Source organism: Streptomyces sp. NPDC060035 (assembly GCF_042736635.1).
GTDB lineage: Bacteria > Actinomycetota > Actinomycetes > Streptomycetales > Streptomycetaceae > Streptomyces.
This window is the reverse complement of sequence record NZ_JBHWVO010000001.1, coordinates 114,104-133,727: the sequence shown is the minus strand read 5'-3', so window position 1 is coordinate 133,727 and position 19,624 is coordinate 114,104. Positions and strand designations below refer to the sequence as shown.

Sequence of the window (19,624 nt, the reverse complement as noted above, 5' to 3'; positions counted from 1 at the left end):
AAAGTTACAAAGTGACGGAACAGGTATCTGTGTTCCGTTTGTCGCTATGGTTGAGTGGTCACGGTGGAACGGGGAGGGCTCATGTCGGCACGGAGCACGAACGAGGCACTGCTGGCCCGCGCGCTGATCGAGACGCCGCCGTCGGATGCGCTGAGCGAGCAGATCCTCGACGCGGCACGCGAGCAGTTCATGACTTTCGGGCTGCGCCGCTCGACCGTCGACGACGTGGCCAAGCGGGCCAAGGTCTCGCGGGTGACGGTGTACCGGAGGATCGGCAACAAGGACAGCCTGGTGTCGGCCTGCCTGCTGCGTGAGTACCGCCGCTTCGTCATGGACGTCGACGACGCCGTGGCCGCACTGCCCACCATGGAGGACCGGCTCGTCGCCGGTTTCGTCGCCGTCCTCCAGCACATCCGCGAACACCCCTTGGTGGGCGGGCTGTTGAAACTGGAGCCGGAGATCATGCTCCCCTTCCTCACCCTGGAGAGCGGCCCCGCCTTCCTCGCGATGCGCGGGTATCTGGCCGACCGGCTTCGCCATGCCCAGCGCGCGGAGGGGCGGCCGGAGACGGACCCGACACCGGTCGCCGAACTCATGGTGCGGATCACTGTCTCCTTCCTCCTCAATCCGGTGAGCTGCTTCGAGCTCGACGACGACGAGCAGGTGGGTGCCTTCGCCCGCCGGTACCTGGTACCGCTGCTCAGCACCGGGTGACCGCGCTCAGCGCCGGGTGACCGCGTTCGGATCAGAACCGGGCGTGCAGTTTCCTGCCGAGCTCGACCGCCCGGGCGGCCTTCGCCCGGGGCGTCGCGAACGACGTCAGATCCACCGCCGGTGCGAACCGTCGTACGGTGACCGAGTGCGGCGCCGCGAAGGCTCGCAGCCCTTCCTCGCCATGGATCCGTCCGTACCCCGACTCGCCCGCACCGCCGAACGGAAGTGAGGCGATCGCGGCGAAGCCGAGCACCGAATTGACCGACACCGCACCGGAGTCGAGGCGTTCGGCCACCTGGAGCCCGGCCGCCCGGGAGCGGGTGAAGACGGCGGCGCCCAGCGAGTACGCCGACGCGTTGGCCCGCTCGACGGCCTCGTCCATGTCGCGCACCGGATTCACCACGACGACCGGGCCGAAAGTCTCCTCCGTCACGGCCGGGGAATCCTCGGGTACGCCGGTCAGCACCACCGGTCCCACAGTCCGCGTGGCCGGCGCATCGGGGCCGCCGAGCACGGCACGGCCCCCGTCCATCAGGGCCTGTTTCACATGGCGCCCCACCACATCGAGCTGGGAGGGCAGGGTGAGCGGCCCGTAGGCGTCGCCGGGCGCCAGCGCCCGGGCCCGGGTGACGATGCGTGAGCACAAGGCTTCGTGCACCGACGCCACCGCGTACACCCGCTCCACGCCCGCGCAGGTCTGGCCGGCGTTGCTCATCGCGCCCCACACGATCGCGTCGGCCGCCGCGTCCAGATCGGCGTCCGCCGCGACCAGTACCGCGTCCTTGCCCCCGCACTCGGCGAGCAGCGGCGTGAGCGTGGCCGCGCAGGCCGCCGCGACCTTGCGCGCGGTGCCGGGTGATCCCGTGAAGGCGACCTTGTCCACACCGGCCGGGCCGTCCGCGCCGGCCAGGGCGGCGCCGGTGGAAGCCGGGCCGGTGACCGTCTGCAACAGGTCCCCGTGGTCCGGGACGGCCTCCCCGAAGCTCCGGGCCAGCAGAACCCCCACTCCGGGCGTGAGTTCGGACGGCTTGAAAACCACGGCGTTACCCGCCGCGAGGGCGTAGCCGATCGAACCCATCGGCGTGTAGAGCGGATAGTTCCACGGCCCGATCACCCCGATCACCCCGAGCGGGCGGTAGGCGAGCAGCGCCCGCTGATGGACCGACAGCAGACCGGACGGCACCCGGCGTCGGCCCAGCACCCGGCGGGCATTGCGTGCCGCCCAGTCCAGGTGGACCACAGTCAATAGCACCTCGGCGCGGGCATCGTGCACCGGCTTGCCGGTCTCGGAGGCGATCAGCTCGGCGAACTCATCGGTGCGCCGGGCCAGTGCGCGCTTCCAGCGCAGCAGCGCCGCGCGCCGCTTCAGGGGGCCGAGCGCGGCCCAGCTCCTGCCGGCGCTCCTTGCCCGTGTCACCGCGGCGCGGATGTCGTCGATGCCGTGGACGGGACGGTCCGTCGGGGTCGTCATGTCTTCTCCATGGGCAGGGGTTCCAGCGGGCGGCTCTGTGCCCAGTGCGGACCGAGGTCGTCGAGCTGGTATCCGAAGGGGTAGCTGCGCGGCCGGGGCCGGGAAGGAAGCCAGCGCGGCCGGGCGGGCAGCAGCCGTACTCCGTGCGACCGGGCGCGCACCAGCCGCGTTGCCGTCGTCCGTACCCACCGGGGCTGGGCCGGGAAACCGAGGGCCCGCAGCAGCGGCTCGTCCAGCAGGGCGAGCGAGAGTCTGGCCACCAGGGGGCGCAGCGGGGCCGGGTACCAGGCAGCCATGACCCGGAAGGTGGCGTTGGCGACCCGGCGGTTCGCCGGGTCGTACGCGAACATCCGGTCCTCGTAGGAGTCGAGCAGCCTCTCGAATCCTTCGTAGGTGTCGGGAGCGCCCTCGATGCCCATCATGACGGCCATGCGCCGCCCCACCTCCGTCAGTGCCCCCGCCTCCTGCGCACACAGGGGCCGCCACCCGAAGCGGTCGATCCAGCGTTTGGGGCCGACGACGGTCGTGGCCAGCACATAGAGGTAGTCCTCGTTCGGGATGTGGTACTTGCCGTGAATGCGGTTGAGATGCCGGGCGGCCGCCCGGGCGCGCTCGGACTCGAAGCCGTCGGCCGCCATCTCGTATCCGAACAGGACGGTGTCGTCGTAGCGTTTCTGGCCATTGCGCTCGAACTCCTGGGTGCGGTCGAGCAGTACGGAGATCCTCGGGACGCCGTAGTCGCGCAGGAAGGCGACGCTGATGCCCTGCCGGTAGTCCCACGGGAATTCGTACTGCGACATCAGCCGGAGTATCTCGGCGCAGTCGCGGGCGGGATCCATCCGGCGGATCTCGCGCAGTCGGCTGTAGCGGCCCATGGTGTGCAACCTCCTCTGTGGATGAAGCCGGTTCAGGTGCGGGGGCCCGCGGTGAGGCCCGTGAAGCGGACGTCACCGGCATCGACGAGGACCTGGCCCGCCTCGACGGACTTCGCGGTGAGCCGGGGCAGTCGGACCGAGACGGGAAGATTCGCCGGGATGATGTCCGCGCCGATGCAGATGCGCGGGGTGTCCACACCGATGACGGGGATCCGGATGGACGCCGTCAGCACCGTCGCGTAGACGTCGACGTTGCGGATGTCGAGCTGCACATCGATGGTGGACGGAGTGCCGTCGGGGCCCTCGACCCGGAAGCGGTAGTCCTTCGCGACCAGTCGTTCGGCGTGGATCCAGAGCACCTTGACCCTGCCGCCTCCCACCGTCGGCAGGTACGTGGTGCCGTGGATGATCGCGTCGTACGCGTCGAGCCGGGTCGCCCCCACCTCGGGAGGGTGCGGACCGACGGGATAGGTGGCGCGGCCGGGGCCGGGCCGGTCCCCGATCGCGAGGGGCGGCGTCAGGGCGGTGAGATCGTCGGGGTTCTTTATGGGACCGGGCTTCGCGGTCTCGCGCGAGGGCGGGTCGCCCCCGGGCGGCGGATTGTCCAGGCCACCGGTGTCCACCCCGGTCAGGCAGGGAAGCGTGACCTGCTCGCCTGGGGGCTCGGAGGGTTCGGACGGAGCCGACGCGCTTGCGGACGGTTCGGGCTCTCCGGACGCGGACGGGGAAGGTGTGGGGCTCGTGCTCGCGGACCCCGAGAGGCCCGGGGTGGGGGCTGCGGTGGTCCCGGGAGCCGGGGTGGGCTCAGGAGCGCACTCGTCCTCGTCCCAGGGCGGCGTCAGCCCGTCGAACGGCCAGGGCAGGGTGACGCCTCCCGGGTCCTGGCACGCCGTCGCGGCGTTCCCCTGTCCGGGTGCCGCCGCGACGAGCGCCCCGGTCAGGGCAAGGCACAGGGGGAGCGCCACGAGGCGCGGCACCCGGTGTGCCGTACGTGTGCGGAGAGCCGGCCCCTCCCCGGCCGCAGGGGCTGCCGGGGACGGGTGCGGGGCGCGGCTCTCACCTGCTTTTGGGTCCGGAACGTCCCGGGTCACCGGTGCGGTGCGGTCCGGGGATTTCGGTAGGGCCCTGTCCGGTGCCGACGGTGCGGTCCTGTCCGGCATCCAGCCGAACGCCATGGAGGAGCCCAGCAGGCCGAGCCCCACACCGATCCCGAACCCGCCCAGGTTCGTCGTCGCCAGGGAGACCAGCGAGGCGATCGCCGTCACCACGGACACGAACAGCCGCTGGACGGGTACGAAGACGAAGAACAGGCCGCCCGCGATCAGCACGAGCCCCACCCCGATCGCCGACATCGCCCCGATGCCCACCTTCAGCATCAGCGGCAGCGGAGCCAGCGGCAGGAAGATCATCTCCAGGCCGCCGAGCACCGTCCACACCCCGGCCCAGAACGGCCGCCGCCTGCGCCAGGCACGCAGGGGCCGTCGCAGCCCCGGGGCCGGCAGCACCCGGTCCAGCCGGCTGCCGGTCTCCTTCATCAGCTCGGCGCCGAAGCCGAGCACCAGAGCGATCACAGTTCCCGCCCCCTCAGAAGCACTCGGTGCCGTCGTCGCTGAGCTCGACCTCGATCTTGTCGAGCGTCAGCGATCCGCCGTTGGTGGCCCAGGCGGTGCTCTTCACATCCCGTGCCAGCGCGGTGTCGGCCTGGACGCCGAAGATCCCGGCGGGCCCGCTGACACCGGGCGCCGCGTCGAGCGTCGACGCGTCACGGCCCGCCTGGACACCCGTGATCCGGCCACCGGAGCTGGTCAGCGCGTCCGCGTTCACCACCAGGTTCTCGCCCTTGATCGGTTTGCCGTTGCCGGAGCGGACGAGCAGCGAGATCTCCCCCACCAGCGGCAGCTTCTGCTTCATGGAGACACAGACGCCCTTGGCCGATCCGTTCTTGATCCCGGCCAGCAGCACCGCGTGCCCGGTGCCGTCCTTGCTGCCGATGGAGGAGGGGAAGCTCGCGATCCCCGAACCGTTGATCTCCTCGGCCGACACCTTGAAGTTCTTCCCGGACACCGCGAACGACGCGGCCATCGCCCCTTGCGCCAGTGCGATGACCACTGCGCCCACAGCGATCACTGAGGGGACGAACATCACCGCTGATCTCTTCCAGTGCGTGCGGCCTTCAGGGCTCAACTCGGCTACTGCATCAGTCATTTGACGTTCCCTCTCATCCTGAGAGTCAAAGTTACAAATACTATTGACTTGTTTCACGAGGCGCGTCAACACTGCTGACACAGATTCGAGGAAGGGACCCCGCATGGACATGCACACGGGTGCCGAGCCACCCTCCGCCGCCACGGCACCGCTCCGGGGCAGCGCCGCATGGCGCTACTTCGGAGACCTCCGCAACCTGCTGATCGCCCCCCAGTTGCTGCTGCTCCAGGTCGCCCACCCCGTCGTGGGTGCGGGCGTCGAGGACCACTCCGACTTCCGCGCCGAGCCGTGGCAGCGGCTCTGGCGCACCGTGTCGTCGCTCCACACCGTGATCTACGGGGGACAGGCCGCGGCGACGGCCGAGGGCGCGCGCCTCCGGCGCGTCCACAAGCCGATGAAGGGCACCGACAACCAGGGCCGCCGCTACCACGCGCTCAACCCGGAGGCCTATCACTGGGTCCACGCCACCCTGGTCCGCGGCGCGTACGACGGGCACCGGATCTTCGGCAAGGGGTTCAGCGCCGAGGAGACCGAGGTGTACTACCGCGGCATGCGCGACGTCGGTCGGATCTGGGGGCTGGGGGACCACCACCTGCCGCCCGACTGGGAAGCCTTCTGCGCGTACTACGACGAGATGGTCGGCGAGCGGCTGGAGCTCAACCAGTCGGTCCTGGATGTCCTGAACGAACTGCGCAGCCCGCAGAAGCCGCCGGTCCGATGGCTCCCCGGAGCCCTCTGGCGCCCGGTGGGAGCCAAGGCCGCGCACTATGCCCTGCTGGTCACCGTCGGCACCCTGCCCCCGGTGCTCCGCGAACGCCTCGGCCTGGACTGGAGCCCCCGCCAGGAACGCTCCCTGCGCCGGTTCGCCCGCCTGGTGCGGGTGCTCCTGCGACTGGTCCCGCCGCCCCTCCGGCTCGCCGGCGCGCTCGCGATCGCATACTGGAACACACACGGCCCGGGCACCGATCCGCGCACCCGCCGACCCCTGGGAGCCCCCGCATGACCAGCGCAGGAGAGCCTGTCCCGCCCCCGCCGGGCGGCGTCCTGTGGAGCCTCGCCGGTGACATCCGCGGGCTGCTGATGCTGCCTGCGGCCCTCACCCTCCAGGTCGCCCACCCGGCCGTGGGCGCGGGCGTCGACGAGCACTCGGTCTTCCGTACGGACCCGTGGGGACGCGGCGAGCGGTCCCTGCGCTCGCTCCAGCTCTGGGTGTACGGGGGAGAGGCGGCCGCCGAGGAGGGTCGCAGGCTCAGGAAGCTGCACCGCACCATCCAGGGCACCGACACCCGCGGCCGCCGCTATCATGCGCTCGCGCCCGCGAACTACGCGTGGGTGCACGCCACCGGCTTCCCCGTGTACCGGCACGCGGCGCGCTACCTGGTCCGCCCCCTCACCGAGGCGCAGGAACGGGCCCTGTACCGCGAGTGGCTCCAGGTCGGCCGGATACTCGGCATTCACGACCGGGACATGCCGCAGACGATCGAAGAGTTCTGGCCGTACTACCGCACGATGCTGGCCGACGAGATAGAGGCCACCGCCGTCGTACGGGAACTGGTCGCCGCCGACAGCGCCGTACCGCCACCCGGCAGAGGGCCGCGGGCCGTGAGGCTGCTGGTGGCAGCGGTATGGCCGGTCCTGCTCCCGCCGCTCGCCCGGTTCCGCAGCTTCATCACCGTGGGGCTGATGCCCCCGGACGCCCGCGAGGCGATCGGGCTCGACTGGACCCCGGCCCAGGAGCGGCGCCTTCGGCGGCTGTGCACCGTGGTCCGGCTGGTGGTGCCCGTGCTTCCCGAGCGGCTGCGCTATCTGCCGCGCGCCCGGACCGCGCGTGCCGCCTGGCACGCGGAGCAGAAGGTCCGGGGGTTCACGCCGAGGCGCGACGGACCAGTTCGGTCGGAGTGATCACGGACTCGGGCCACTCGCCCGTATCGCTGTTCAGCCGTTCCATCAGCCGGACGATCAACCGCCCCATTCCTTCGATGTCCTGACGGGCCGTCGTCGGAGGCGGTTCGGTGGTCTCCGCCACCGCCTCCATGTCGTCGAAGCCGACCGGTGCCACGTCCTGCGGCACCCGGATCCCCCGCTCGCGGAGCACCCGCAGGGCCCCGAAGCCATCATCCGGACATGACGTCAGCAGCTCCTCCATCGCCCGCCCACCGCCCCCGGTGGTGAAGTCGCTGTCCACCACCAGGGCCGGATCGGCGTCGGGCAGCACATCGTGATAGCCGTCGATCCGGTCGAGCGCAGACGTCGGGTCGCGCGGTCCGGCGATGCGGGCGATCCGTCGTCGGCCGAGCGAGACCGGATGACGTACCGCCTCACGGGCGCCGCCCCGGTTGTCGCAGTCGACGTACGGCACGGGCGGCGCGGTGGCATCCGTTGTTGCCGAGGGGCGCTCGGGCGGCCGCCGTAGACCGTCGGAACCCTGAACCGCCGGATGATCGCCGGCAGTTCGTCGTCGGTGTGCAGTGAGAAGGCAAGCGCGCCGTCCACATGGCCACCGGCCGGATAGCGGGTGACCCGGTCGACGTCACCGCTGCCCTCCACCAGGAGCAGCACCAGCTGAGCGTCGTGCGCATTCGGTTCGCGGCTGATTCCGCGGATCTGGCGCGAGAAGAACGGGTCGGAGAAGATGCGGAACTCGGGTTCGTCGATGATCACGGCGACCGCGCCGTTACGCCGGGTGACCAGCGTGCGCGCGGCGCGGTTGGGGATGTGGCCGAGTTCGTCGACCGCCGTGTGTACGTGCTCCACCAGGGGCTGCCGCACCCCGGCGCCGCCGTTGACGACACGGGACGCCGTCGCCCGGGACACGCCGGCGCGGGCCGCCACGGCCTCCAGGGTGGACCGGACGTCACCCCGAGGACCGCGGGCCGGATCGGGCAAGGGAAGCTCCTCGTACACGCGTGCGCCGGCGGGGAACGACCGGCGACCGGCGGGTTGAACACGAACGCGGCCACCCTGACCGCCCCGCTGTTTCGGCCGGACAGGTGATCGCCCCCTGTTGCACAGGAGTTGACCGGGGTACCTTCCGCACACGCCGACACGTGGGCGGGGCGGGACCGCTGTGGCCCAGCCCGGCCGGACCCGGGAGGCAGTCGTTCATGGTGCTCCGACTCACCCGTTCACTCCGTCACCGTTCCCTCCGCCGCCGCGTGCTGCGGCGCGATCTGGGCGTGATCGTGGCGGCAGCCGCGCTGGCCGTGCCGTTCGCCACCGGGCCGGCCGAGGCATCGCACCTCGTGCCCCGCACCGGATTCGAGACCAGCAGGGGAGAGCGGTGGACCGGGCAGGCGGAGGAGCGGTCCTTCCTTGCCGAGGTCGACCGGGCGAGCGACCGCGTCCTCGTCGAACGGATCGGCACGACGAACCAGGGGCGCCCTCTCCGGCTCGTCCACATCGGCACCCGCAGCCCGGCGGCCGGCACCGTACTGCTGATCTGCAGTCAGCACGGCGACGAACCGGCCGGCCGTGAGGCCTGTCTGTCGGCCGTCCGGGATCTCGCCCTCGCCGAGGACCGGGCGACCCGACGACTCCTGTCCCGAGCGCGTGTACTGGTGCTGCCCGACGCAAATCCCGACGGACGTGCGGCAGACACCCGTGGCAACTCCGACGGCGTGGACGTCAATCGTGACCACATCGCCCTGCGGACGGCAGAGGGCCGCGCTGTCGCACGGGTCATCCGTGACCAACGACCCGATGTCATCTATGACTTGCACGAGTACGGTGCCACCCCGCCGTATTACGACAAGGACCTCTTCGTGCTGTGGCCGCGCAATCTCAACACGGAGGACGGAGTGCACGACGCCGCACGGAGCCTGGCCGACCACTACGTCAGGCCCGCCGCGGCGGCAGCCGGCTACAGCAGCGGCCTCTACGGGATCTGGACCGACCCTGTCACGGGAGAACCGGTCAAGCAGACCGCGGGCGACGGCCAGGAGCGGATCCTGCGCAACACCGCGGGCATCAAGCACGCGGTCGGCCTGCTCATCGAGTCGCGGACCGACGCGCTCACCGAGGCCGAGCGGTCCGATCAGGCACTGAACAAGCGGCGCAGGGTCGCCTCCCAGCAGGCGGCACTCGGCGGTCTGTTCTCCTTCGTCGGGGATCGCCACGGCCGTATCGCCGCGGTCACCGCCGCGGCCCGCCTGGCGGGGCTCGCCGACCGCGGTCCCGTTATTCTCGGCGGCGCCGACAACGATCCGGCCGAACCGGGGGAGACCCTCCAGGATCCGCCCTGCGGCTACCGACTCGACGCGGCCCAGTACGCGGATGTCGGGGACGAACTGGCGCTGCACGGTGTGGCTTCCCGCCGCGACGGTGACGGAGTATACGTACCGCTGCGGCAGCCGGCCCGCAAACTGATCCCGCTCCTGCTGGACGAGCGGGCGACATATCACCTCGTAAAGGGTCAAGCCGATACGGCTTGTTGATCCCTGGGATGCACGCTGCGTGTGGTACTGCCTACGGAGAGCGAAATTTCGCACTGCGTGAAAGGTGCCATTTGTGTCACACGACGAGCAGAGAACGGATGGGCGGGGGGAGTACCTGCCGGTCACGGCCGACCTGCCCGCTGAGCCGGACCACGGCCGGCGCCCCACGACCGACAGGGTGGTCTTCGGTGTCACGGCGGTGCTCACCGTAGCCTTCGTGGTCTGGGGCTCCACGGCCACCGACTCGCTGGAGGATGTCTCCAGCAAGCTGCTCAACGGGCTGATCCACAACGGTGGTTGGGCCTTCATGCTGGCCGCGTCGGGCTTCGTCGTCTTCGCCCTGTGGCTCGCGATCAGCCGTTACGGGAAGATCTCGCTCGGCCAGGAGGGCGAGAAGCCCGAATTCCGAACGGTCTCCTGGGTCGCGATGATGTTCAGCGCGGGTATGGGAATCGGCCTGATGTTCTACGGAGTGAGCGAGCCGCTGGCCCACTTCGTCAATCCGCCTCCCGGCACGCGTCCCGCCGACGCCGCCGAAGCGATGCAGACGGCGATGGCCACGACCCTTTTCCACTGGACACTGCATCCCTGGGCGATCTACGCGGTGGTCGGTCTCGCCATCGCGTACAGCACCTACCGACGGCGCAGGCGGCAGACGATCAGTGCGGTGTTCGAGCCGCTCATCGGAGCCCGGCACGCCCATGGCGGCAGGGGTCGGTTCATCGACATTCTCGCCATCTTCGCGACCCTGTTCGGCTCGGCGGCCTCACTCGGGCTCGGAACCCTCCAGATCGGCAGCGGTTTTCAGGAGCTCAACTGGATGGAGACGACCGGCACGGGTCTTCTCGTGGCGATCATCGCCGTCCTGACGGCCGCCTTCGTCGCCTCAGCCGTGTCCGGCGTCGAGAGGGGCATCCAGTGGCTGTCCAACATCAATATGGTGCTCGCTCTGATCCTCGTGGTGTTCGTCTTCATCGCCGGTCCCACCATCATCGTGCTGGATCTGCTGCCCACGTCCCTCGCCGCGTACTTCGGTGATCTCGCCCAGCTCGCCGGGCGTACCGAGGCGACCGGCGAAGGAGAAGTGGCCGACTGGCTCGCGAGCTGGACCGTCTTCTACTGGGCGTGGTGGATCTCGTGGACGCCCTTCGTCGGGATGTTCATCGCCAGGATCAGCCGGGGCCGGACGATCCGGCAGTTCGTCGGCGGCGTCATCCTGGTGCCGAGCACGGTCAGCCTGGTCTGGTTCGCCGTCTTCGGCGGTTCGGCGATCAGGCTGGAGGAAGCCGGGCAGCTCAAGAACGTCGGGGAGACCCCGGAGGCACAGCTCTTCGGCGTCCTCCAGCAGTTCCCGATCGCCACGGTGATGAGCATCCTGGTGATGGTCCTGGTCGGCATCTTCTTCGTCTCCGGTGCGGACGCGGCCTCGATCGTGATGGGCACGCTCTCCCAGAAGGGAGTGCGCGAACCGGCCAAGTGGGTCGTGATCTTCTGGGGCGTCGTCACCGGTGCCGTGGCCGCGGTCATGCTGCTCATCGGCAACGGCAAGGGTGACGCCCTGGCGGGCCTCCAGAACCTGACCATCCTGGTGGCCGCGCCCTTCACGATCGTGATGATCGGCATGTGCGTGTCCCTGATGAGGGACCTGCGGCAGGACCCGATGATCGTCCGCCACGAGTTCGGCGTGGAGGCCGTCGAGTCCGCGGTGATCGAGGGCCACGCCAAGTACGACGGAGACTTCGAGATCAGGATCGGTCCCGGTAGCGAGGTCATCACCGACAAACGGCACAAGCCCGGCCCGTCCGACTGACCGGCGCTGCGGCTCAGCCCACCAGCTGGGCCGCAGCCCGTGCGCAGCCCCAGGCCACCGTCACCCCGGCGCCGCCGTGCCCGTAGTTGTGCACCAGCAGGCCGCCTCCGGGCTGCGCTTCGGCCTCGATCCGTACCCCGCCGTCACGGGCCGGCCGATGCCCGACCCGGTGTCCCGTGATCCGGGCCCCGGCGATCTCCGGCCGCACCCGCGCGCAGCGTGCCACGATCTCCTCGGCCGTGCGGGGGTCGGGCTCCGTGCGCCAGTCGTCCGTCTCGGCGGTCCCTCCCAGCAGCAGCCCGCCCGGCTGGGGGAAGAAGTACGTCGTCGCGCTCGAAGCCGGATCCGCCAGGGTGAACCACTCGTAGATCCCCGGATTCTCCACCACCACCAGCTGGCCCCGCACCGGCCGCATCCCCGGATCCGGGACCAGGCCGCGGGCGCCCAGGCCGGTGCAGTTGACCACCACGGGGGCCTCGGCGGCGGCCTCGTCGAAGCCACGCACCGTACGCTGCTCGGTCACGCCCCCGGCCGCGGCCAGCCGCCCCTGCAGCCAGCCCAGATGGACCGGCATGTCGATCAGGGGCAGAGTCACCCGCAGCCCCTGATCGACCTCGGACACGTTCTTCAGGCTGCGCGCCCACGGTCCCAGCGCCGACAGCCGCTCACCCCCGTGCACCCCCGGGACCAGCCGTACGCCGGACTCGTCCGGTGCGGCGGCCAGGTCCTCGTACACCCGCAGTGACTGCAGCGACCAGTCGCCGACCAGGGCCTCCGGCTCGATCCGGTACGGCCACCACAGGGCACCGGCCACCGCCGACGTCGTGGCCGAGGACGCGTCACGTGACCAGAGCCGCACCCGGTGACCGCGCTCCGCCAGTACCACCGCCGTGGTCAGCCCGCTGACTCCGCCACCCACCACGATCACGTCCGTCACACTGCTCACCCCATCCCTCCCGCGGCCACGGGCGCCCGCGCTCATGGGCGGACGCTAACGGAATCCCCCAAGCCGTGCTCACACCGGGCTCCCGGTGGGAATACTCCCGTCATGTCAGCCCAGTACTCGACTTTCGGCCTCGCGCCGGCGATACGGGCCGGGGGAGTCCTGGCCGACGGTGGCTACCAGGCGCACCGGGACTTCATGGACTTCATCGTCGACGGCAGACCGCTGCTGTTCCAGCTGTCCGACCTCGACGCGGTCTCGCCGCTCGCCTCCGACGTACCGCCGGAAATCTTCGCCACTCATGTACGGCGCCTGCTGCTCGCAGCGGACGCTCCGCCGGCCGACGGCCGCTATGTGATCTACGGCTGCCCGAGTGCGAGAGCCTCGAATGCGGGGCGGTCACCGCCGTCATCTCCCAGCGGGCTGATGGTCAGCATCCACTGCATGCGCGACAGGCTCGAAGCCATCGAGCTGGGGAGACCGTCGACCCAGACAGACCGAGTGCTATTCCAGGGTGTCGACGTTTTTGCGCTTCCCGCCCGAGAGGTCGTCCGACGCGTCGGTGAGTACACCTCCATCGAGGAAGACCCCGACGACGCTGGTTCATTCATCGCCCAGAACTTGTTGCTGAGCTTCTGGCGCCCATTCGCAGCCGACGATGAGCCCGAGGAAGAACAGGGCTACTACTTCAGCTCAGTCCTCGTGGCACAGCCTGGCGACTACGACACGGGGGCCCCTCTCCATACCCAGAACACGAGGGACCGGGCGCGCCGCCGCGGGAAGCGCTGCGATGCTCGGTTCAGCCCGCACGCCGGGATCGAGGTGAGTCCGGAGCCGGTCGGACTCGGGCTCGAGCCAGTCACTGCCCGGGCAGGCCTCGCCGGGGCTACCTCGTGGACACCTGCCCCCTGTCAATCCTGGTCACTGTATGTGACGATGAGGTGGTATCAGTCCTCTGACCAGCCGGAGCTCTCCGCCGTGATCACGCCGCGCCAGCGCCTGATCAGCACCGCCCTGCTCGGATCGGTGCCGGTCGCGGCATTTCGGGTGTACAGCGGAGCCGTGTCAAGGTGGTCGAGATTCGGGCGAGGACGTCGGCGGTGTGCTCGGTCTCGTCGATCCGGCTCGCCGTCGGGATCAGCTCTCAGCAGGTACAGGTTCCGCGTGAAGTGACACGGCGGTGAGGTAGAGACCGTCGCCGCTGATCCGGAGGGTCGGGGGTAGGCCGTCACTGAAAGCATCCGAAACCTCGGCGGTCGGGTAGCCGAAGAGGTTGATGCCGCGGAGGACAACAGGGCAGGCAGACGGCCCAGTGAGCGTGAAGGGGTCGCGGGTGAGGCCGATGCCGGCTAGGCCAGGGGTGTCCTGGTGCCAGCCGCGGCGGTCCGTGGTGTCACCGTATGTGTCGAGCGTCAGGCCCCGGTACTGCGCGCTGAAGGCCCAGCGGGCGCCACAGACCCAACCGTCGCGAACGTCCGCGACGGTGGCGACGGCCCACTGGGCGGTGCGCTCGTCCATGCCGAAGCGGAGGGTGCCGGCAGAGCCAGGGAGCCGGAGACCGACTCCGGGGAGCAACTCGAACATGCGGAGATGGTCCCAATGGACGGCACTGCGCCACAAGTCGGAAACGACGATCACCTGCTGCTGACTTCCAAGGGACGTTTCCTGTTCCTGCAGATCAGGCGGCTTGCGCGAGCTGGTGCACGAGTTCAAGACCCGCGGGCCGGTCTACCGGCGCACGGTGCAGACGACGCTGAAGGCGTCGTACACCAACCACTACCGGCGCGGGCTGATCAGGCTGCTGGACGTGCTGGAGTTCTGCTCGTCCAACCACACGTACCGGCCGGTGATCGAGGCCCTGGCCCTGGCGGCGCGGTACGCGAACGCGGGGAACACGACGTACTACCCGCTGGGCGAGACGGTGCCGGTCCACAAGGCCATGGGCGGGGACTGGGCGGAGGTCGTGCACCGCGCCGACAAGCGGGGCCGGCGCCGGGTGGTGCGCATGGTTTACGAGGTCGTCGCCTTCCAGGCCCTGCGCGATCAGCTCAAGTGCCTTCGGCCGGGCCGTCCCCGAGGCGGAGCGCGTCGCGGTGCGCGAGGCGTTCGGCCGGGCGGGCGCGGAGGTCGCGTACGTGGACGGGACCGCCCCGGTGATCCCGCTCCTCGTCGCCCGGATCGAGAACGCGCTGGACCGTACCCCGCCCTCCGGACGGCGGCTGCTCGGGCTCACCGTCACCGACGGTGCGGCCTGCCTCGAGGTCAGCTCGACCTGCCGGGTGAGACTGGTCGCGTACCGCCTCGACCTGCTGTACCGCACTTGGACCGACGAGGTCTTCGAGGGGGTGCTCGCAGCCGGCGAGCACCGGAATCCCCTGGAGGCACGGGTGGTGAAGGGGCAGTCCTTCCTCGTGGCGCGCAGCACGGGGAGCGTGCTGATCGCGACCGTCGCACGCCGAGAGACCGCCCGCACCCGTCGCCCCCGAGACCGCGTCCGTCGCACGGGGACCGCGTCCGCCGTCCCCTGGGACCGCACCCGGAGCGGTTCGTTAGGATCGGCACCCTGATGACTGCCACTCTCGTCGCCAAGGAACTCGCCGCCGGGCACGGCGACCGCACGCTCTTCGCCGGACTCGACCTCGTCGTCGCGCCCGGCGACGTGATCGGTCTCGTCGGAGCCAACGGCGCCGGAAAATCGTCGCTGCTCCGCCTGCTCGCAGGGCTCGACCGCCCGGAGGAGGGCGAGCTGCGCCTCTCCCCGCCCACTGCCACTGTCGGACACCTCCCGCAGGAGCCCGAGCGCCGCGTGGGCGAGTCCGTGCGGGAGTTCCTCGCCCGCCGCACCGGGGTCGCCGAAGCGCAGTCCGCGATGGACGCCGCGACCCAGGCCCTCGTGGACGGCGCGCCCGGCGCGGACGACGCGTACTCCGAGACCCTGGAGCGCTGGCTCGCCCTCGGCGGAGCCGACCTCGACGAACGAGCGGAGGAGGTGGCCGCCGACCTCGGTCTGAGAATCGGTCTCGACCTTCCGATGACCGCGCTCTCCGGCGGCCAGGCGGCCCGCGCCGGACTGGCCTCGCTGCTGCTGTCGCGCTACGACGTCTTCCTGCTCGACGAGCCCACCAACGACCTGGACCTGGACGGCCTGGAGCGGCTGGAGCGCTTCGTGTCCGGCCTGCGCGCGGGCACCGTCGTCGTCAGCCACGACCGCGAGTTCCTGATGCGTACGGTCACCAAGGTCCTCGAGCTCGATCTTGCCCAGCAGGAGATCAACCTCTACGGCGGCGGCTACGCCTCCTACCTGGAGGAGCGCGAGCGGGCTCGTTCCCACGCCCGCGAGGAGTTCGAGGAGTACGCGGACAAGCGCTCCGCGCTCGAAGGCCGTGCGCAGATGCAGCGTGGCTGGATGGACAAGGGCGTCAAGAACGCCCGCCGCAAGGCCACCGACAACGACAAGATCGGCCGCAAGTTCCGCAGCGAGGCCAGCGAGAAGCAGGCCGCGAAGGCCCGGCAGACGCAGCGCATGATCGAGCGTCTCGATGTCGTCGACGAGCCGCGAAAGGAGTGGGATCTGCGGATGGAGATCGCCTCCGCCCCCCGCTCCGGATCCGTCGTCGCCACCCTCCGCGACGCCACCGTCGTCCTCGGCGACTTCTCCTTCGGTCCGGCCACCCTGCAGATCGACTGGGCGGACCGGGTCGCCATCACCGGAGCCAACGGGGCGGGCAAGTCGACGCTGCTCGCCGCGCTGCTCGGCCGGCTCCCGCTCGGCTCGGGCCACGCCTCGCTCGGTTCCGGAGTCGTGGTGGGCGAGGTCGACCAGGCGCGCAAGCTGTTCCACGGTACGGAGAGCCTGCTGGACGCCTTCTGTGCGGCCGTCCCCGAGACGGAACCGGCCGAGGTACGTACGCTGCTCGCCAAGTTCGGCCTGCGCGCCGACCATGTGCTGCGGCCGGCCACGACACTCTCCCCGGGCGAACGCACCCGGGCCGCCCTTGCCCTCCTTCAGGGCAGAGGCGTCAACCTGCTGGTCCTGGACGAGCCGACCAACCACCTCGACCTGCCCGCGATCGAGCAGCTGGAGTCGGCGCTCGACGCGTACACCGGGACGCTGCTCCTGGTCACGCACGACCGGCGGATGCTCGAAGCCGTCCACACGACCCGCCGGGTCGAGGTCGCCGACGGCAAGGTCGTCGAGAGAGCCTGACGGCGAGGGACCCGCCCTTCCCGGATGCTGCCGGGAAGGGCGGGCCCGTCATGCGCCCCTGGAAGGGGCCGCCTCAGTCGACGTAACTGATGTCGGACGAGGAGTAGATGCAGTTCGTGCCATCCGCTCCCGAGCCGATCTCGCTCGGCTCGCCGCTGGTCGTTCCCTTGTACTTGGTGCAGATCTTCATGTCACGGTCGCCGTCGTCGTAGATCGTGACGCCCGAGATCCGTGCCGTGTCACCGTAGTTGGTGTTGATGCCGACCAGGCTCGTGCCGGGGGCCGTCGCCCAGATGTTCTGGAGCTGGATGTGCCGGGCGTTCTGTGTGGAGCAGTTGCCGCAGGAACGGACCAGCTTGCCGAAGTCGTCGACCTGGAAGTTCTTGACGATCAGCGTGCCGACGCCGTTGTGCTGGAAGACCTTGTCCTCCGCCAGCTTCGCACCACCGCCGTCGATCGTGCGGACCGTCGAGGAGGAGCCGCCGCGGAAGGTGGCCGCGTCCTCGCCCACGTCCTCCCACCAGACGTTCTTGAGGGTGCAGGTGCCCGCGCAGTGCACACCGTCCGCGGCCGGAGCGCCGAGGATGACGTTCTGCAGAGTGGCGCCGTCCGCCAGCGTGATCAGCGGGGGCTGGTCCTCTTCCTGGCCACCGCTGCCCAGGTCACCACTGCCGTACAGGCGCTTCATGCCACCGTCGTAGGTGCCCGAGACCGCGATGGTCGCCGAGACGGCCTGGCTGCCGTTGGCCGTCGGCCAGGACGGCGGGGAGTCCGGGTCGGTCGGCGGGTCGGTGGGCGGGTCGGTCGGCGGGTCCGTGGGGGTCGTGCCCGACGCGGTGAACGTCCAGTTCTTGCTGGTCACCGAGTCGCAGGAGTTCTGCTGGATCAGAGCGCCGGACGCCGTCGAACTGTCCTTCACGTTCAGGCACTTGCCACCGTTGCTGTTGACCACCCGGTAGGTGTTGCCGCTGACTGCCGTCAGCGTCCAGACCTGGGTCGCTGCACTGCTGCAGCTCTGCTGTTCGACCGCCTTGCCGGCGCTGGTGGAGGCATCCTTCACCCCGGCGCACTGGGAGCTGTGCGCGGCGGCCAGCTTGTAGCCGCTTCCGGAGGCGGTCAGATTCCAGGTCTGGTTGGTGGCCGCGTTGCAGGCGCTCTGGGCGAGCTGCACGCCGGCGGAGGTGCTCGATCCGGGCACGCCCAGACACAGTCCGCTGGCCGCGTTCTTCAGGGTGTACGAGCCGGTCGCCGGGGCGGCTGTCGCCGAGCCGGTCGCGAACAGTGCGGTGAGGCCTGCGGCGATCACGGAGACGGTGGCGACGAGTGAGGCGGCCGCGCGGCCGCCACGCCTTCTGACGTGCTGATTCTTGGTGCGCACTGAGTATTCCTTTCACCGCCTGCGGCATCATCCGCAGGCACCTGTCGGTGGTTTGGTGCGGTGGTGAAGGCCGTTCCCGATTCCGGAATTGAGTTCCGTACATGAACCAGGTTCGTGTATGTGAACAGCGGTGACGGTACGTCACCCACTCCGAGCGGTCAAGAAGTTGGTACGGGCGATCAGTCGGCAGGGTGCGCCGGGGCTGCCGTGGAGTCCCGGACGACCAGGGACGTCGCCAGGGTGGTCTGTGCTGTGGCCGGACCGCCGCCCGCCGTCTCCACGGTCTGGATGAGCAGATCGACCGCCGTGCGACCCGCCGCAGCGGTGGGCATGGCGACCGTGGTCAGCCGGGGGCGGTTCAGTCGACCGGCCACGGTGTCGTCCACCCCGATCACACTGATGTCCCCCGGCACCCGCACGTTCCGGTCGTCGAGCCCTTCGATGAGCCCGATGGCGACCAGGTCGTTGTAGGCGATCACCCCGGTGGCGCCCGTCCCCAGGACGGCGGGCGTCGCCGCGATACCACCGTGCTCCGTCGGCCGGTTGGGGCCGAGCACGTCCAGCCTGACCCCCTCGTCCGCAGCCGCCCTGCCGGCGGCCCTGCGCATCTGCGCGCTGGTCCACGAGCCGCGGGGGCCGCCGACCAGGGCAAGATGCTCGTGACCCAGCCCGGCCAGGTGTTGCACCGCGAGCGCCGCGCCGTGCGCCACGTCCATCAGTACGGCGGACAGGCCTGCCACGGACCGGTTGACCAGGACGAACGGCAGGTCCCCGCCCAGCCGGCCGATGACGTCGTTGGCCAGCCGAGGGCTGACCAGGATCACTCCGTCCACCTGGCGGGCCAGGGTCTGGATCAGCTCCTCCTCGACAGCCACGTCCTCGTCGGTGTCGGCCACGAAGATCTGGTAGCCGCGGACCCTGGCGTACGCCTGGGCGGCCTTGATGAGCGGCGGGTAGAAGGGGTTGGCGATATCGGAGACGATCAGTCCCAGATTTCGGGTGCGCCCCGTGGTCAGGGCACGTGCGGTCTCGTTGGGCTGGTAGCCCAGTTCCGCGGCGATGGCGAGCACCCGGTCCCGCGTCTCCCGTTTGACCAGGTGGGAGGCCGAGAAGGCCCGGGAGACGGTCGAGACATGAACCCCTGCGGCCTGGGCGACGTCACGGATGGTCATGGCCACGGTTGTTTTCCCCTTGCCCGCCCTGCGCCGCCGCCCGCTCTGTCCCTCACCGCGTGCCGGTCGACACTTCTCCCCAGGCTCCTCAGCCTAGTCAGCGCGGTCCGGCCCGCGCGGATCAGGGGGCGGTTCCCAGAGTTTTGCAACCGGTTGCACATCTGTGTGGACGTCAGGGGGCCGGGTGGACCTTGTCGACTCCCGCATCGGACTCCTCCCCGGCCGGGGAGGCGGCCCAGGTGCCGGCGCGGAGAGCAGATCGGCTCGCCGGTGCGGGACCGGGGCGAGTGGGTGAGCGTGTCGTGCCGGACATGAGTAGTCCTCTCCACGGGATTCGGTGGGGGTGTGCGAGATGGTGAGGCGGGGGACCTCGCTCCTGCGGCGTGCGGCGTGCGGCGTGTGATGTGCGGCGTGTG

15 protein-coding genes and 2 pseudogenes are annotated in these 19,624 nt (G+C 70.3%); 8 read left to right on the top strand and 9 right to left on the bottom strand.

The window, feature by feature from the left end; all coding sequences use genetic code 11:
• Positions 1-81 precede the first annotated feature (81 nt).
• On the top strand, positions 82-714 hold the full coding sequence (locus tag ACFWBQ_RS00625; RefSeq protein WP_385482379.1) for a TetR/AcrR family transcriptional regulator: 633 nt from the start codon (positions 82-84) through the stop codon (positions 712-714).
• Positions 715-745: 31 nt separating this feature from the next.
• On the opposite strand, the gene ACFWBQ_RS00620 is transcribed toward ACFWBQ_RS00625, so the two are convergent.
• Genes ACFWBQ_RS00620 through ACFWBQ_RS00605 form a run of 4 tightly spaced genes read right to left on the bottom strand, consistent with a single transcriptional unit; the run spans position 746 to position 5,265 of the window.
• Positions 746-2,185 (bottom strand): aldehyde dehydrogenase family protein, encoded by a 1,440-nt coding sequence (locus ACFWBQ_RS00620; RefSeq protein WP_385482376.1) that lies wholly within the window; start codon positions 2,183-2,185, stop codon positions 746-748.
• Positions 2,182-3,060 carry an oxygenase MpaB family protein gene (locus ACFWBQ_RS00615; RefSeq protein ID WP_385482374.1) on the bottom strand — a complete coding sequence of 293 codons (879 nt, stop codon included), beginning with the start codon at positions 3,058-3,060 and terminating at the stop codon, positions 2,182-2,184. The genes ACFWBQ_RS00620 and ACFWBQ_RS00615 overlap by 4 nt, the downstream gene beginning before the upstream one ends.
• A 32-nt stretch (positions 3,061-3,092) precedes the next feature.
• A complete protein-coding gene (locus tag ACFWBQ_RS00610; RefSeq protein ID WP_385482371.1) occupies positions 3,093-4,631 on the bottom strand; it encodes a DUF6114 domain-containing protein in 1,539 nt (512 codons plus the stop codon).
• Between the two features lie 13 nt (positions 4,632-4,644).
• Positions 4,645-5,265 (bottom strand): DUF6230 family protein, encoded by a 621-nt coding sequence (locus ACFWBQ_RS00605; RefSeq protein WP_385482368.1) that lies wholly within the window; start codon positions 5,263-5,265, stop codon positions 4,645-4,647.
• A gap of 103 nt (positions 5,266-5,368) precedes the next feature.
• Here ACFWBQ_RS00605 and ACFWBQ_RS00600 point away from each other — a divergent pair, with 103 nt between their 5' ends.
• Both ACFWBQ_RS00600 and ACFWBQ_RS00595 read left to right on the top strand, forming a co-directional pair.
• Entirely contained in the window at positions 5,369-6,268 is a 900-nt protein-coding gene (locus tag ACFWBQ_RS00600; protein WP_385482366.1) for an oxygenase MpaB family protein, read from the top strand.
• Positions 6,265-7,167, top strand: a complete 903-nt coding sequence (locus ACFWBQ_RS00595; protein ID WP_385482363.1) for an oxygenase MpaB family protein — start codon at positions 6,265-6,267, stop codon at positions 7,165-7,167. Before ACFWBQ_RS00600 ends, ACFWBQ_RS00595 begins: the two co-directional genes overlap by 4 nt.
• On the opposite strand, the pseudogene ACFWBQ_RS00590 reads toward ACFWBQ_RS00595, so the two are convergent.
• Positions 7,130-8,151 (bottom strand): annotated as a pseudogene (locus ACFWBQ_RS00590) (LacI family DNA-binding transcriptional regulator). The gene ACFWBQ_RS00595 and the pseudogene ACFWBQ_RS00590 overlap by 38 nt on opposite strands.
• 218 nt (positions 8,152-8,369) lie before the next feature.
• Between ACFWBQ_RS00590 and ACFWBQ_RS00585 the strand changes: the two are divergent.
• Entirely contained in the window at positions 8,370-9,698 is a 1,329-nt protein-coding gene (locus tag ACFWBQ_RS00585) for a M14 family metallocarboxypeptidase (protein ID WP_385482360.1), read from the top strand.
• A gap of 73 nt (positions 9,699-9,771) precedes the next feature.
• Positions 9,772-11,508, top strand: coding sequence for a BCCT family transporter (locus ACFWBQ_RS00580; RefSeq protein ID WP_385482357.1), 1,737 nt, complete (start codon positions 9,772-9,774; stop codon positions 11,506-11,508).
• 13 nt (positions 11,509-11,521) lie between these two features.
• Here the strand turns inward: ACFWBQ_RS00580 and ACFWBQ_RS00575 are convergent, their stop codons facing one another.
• Positions 11,522-12,490 (bottom strand): FAD-dependent oxidoreductase, encoded by a 969-nt coding sequence (locus tag ACFWBQ_RS00575; protein ID WP_385482354.1) that lies wholly within the window; start codon positions 12,488-12,490, stop codon positions 11,522-11,524.
• A 66-nt stretch (positions 12,491-12,556) separates the two neighbouring features.
• Here ACFWBQ_RS00575 and ACFWBQ_RS00570 point away from each other — a divergent pair.
• Positions 12,557-12,882: pseudogene (locus ACFWBQ_RS00570) on the top strand (oxidoreductase); the annotation flags it as partial.
• A gap of 706 nt (positions 12,883-13,588) precedes the next feature.
• On the opposite strand, the gene ACFWBQ_RS00565 reads toward ACFWBQ_RS00570, so the two are convergent.
• Positions 13,589-14,035 (bottom strand): hypothetical protein, encoded by a 447-nt coding sequence (locus ACFWBQ_RS00565; RefSeq protein WP_385482352.1) that lies wholly within the window; start codon positions 14,033-14,035, stop codon positions 13,589-13,591.
• Between the two features lie 509 nt (positions 14,036-14,544).
• Between ACFWBQ_RS00565 and ACFWBQ_RS00560 the strand changes: the two genes are divergently transcribed.
• Together ACFWBQ_RS00560 and ACFWBQ_RS00555 are read left to right on the top strand one after the other, a co-directional pair.
• Positions 14,545-15,018, top strand: a complete 474-nt coding sequence (locus tag ACFWBQ_RS00560; RefSeq protein ID WP_385482350.1) for a hypothetical protein — start codon at positions 14,545-14,547, stop codon at positions 15,016-15,018.
• Positions 15,018-16,658 carry an ABC-F family ATP-binding cassette domain-containing protein gene (locus ACFWBQ_RS00555; RefSeq protein ID WP_385482348.1) on the top strand — a complete coding sequence of 547 codons (1,641 nt, stop codon included), beginning with the start codon at positions 15,018-15,020 and terminating at the stop codon, positions 16,656-16,658. Before ACFWBQ_RS00560 ends, ACFWBQ_RS00555 begins: the two co-directional genes overlap by 1 nt.
• 73 nt (positions 16,659-16,731) lie before the next feature.
• Here the strand turns inward: ACFWBQ_RS00555 and ACFWBQ_RS00550 are convergent, their stop codons facing one another.
• Both ACFWBQ_RS00550 and ACFWBQ_RS00545 read right to left on the bottom strand, forming a co-directional pair.
• Entirely contained in the window at positions 16,732-18,036 is a 1,305-nt protein-coding gene (locus ACFWBQ_RS00550) for a pectate lyase (protein ID WP_385482345.1), read from the bottom strand.
• 179 nt (positions 18,037-18,215) lie between these two features.
• Entirely contained in the window at positions 18,216-19,208 is a 993-nt protein-coding gene (locus ACFWBQ_RS00545; RefSeq protein WP_385482343.1) for a LacI family DNA-binding transcriptional regulator, read from the bottom strand.
• Positions 19,209-19,624 lie beyond the last annotated feature (416 nt).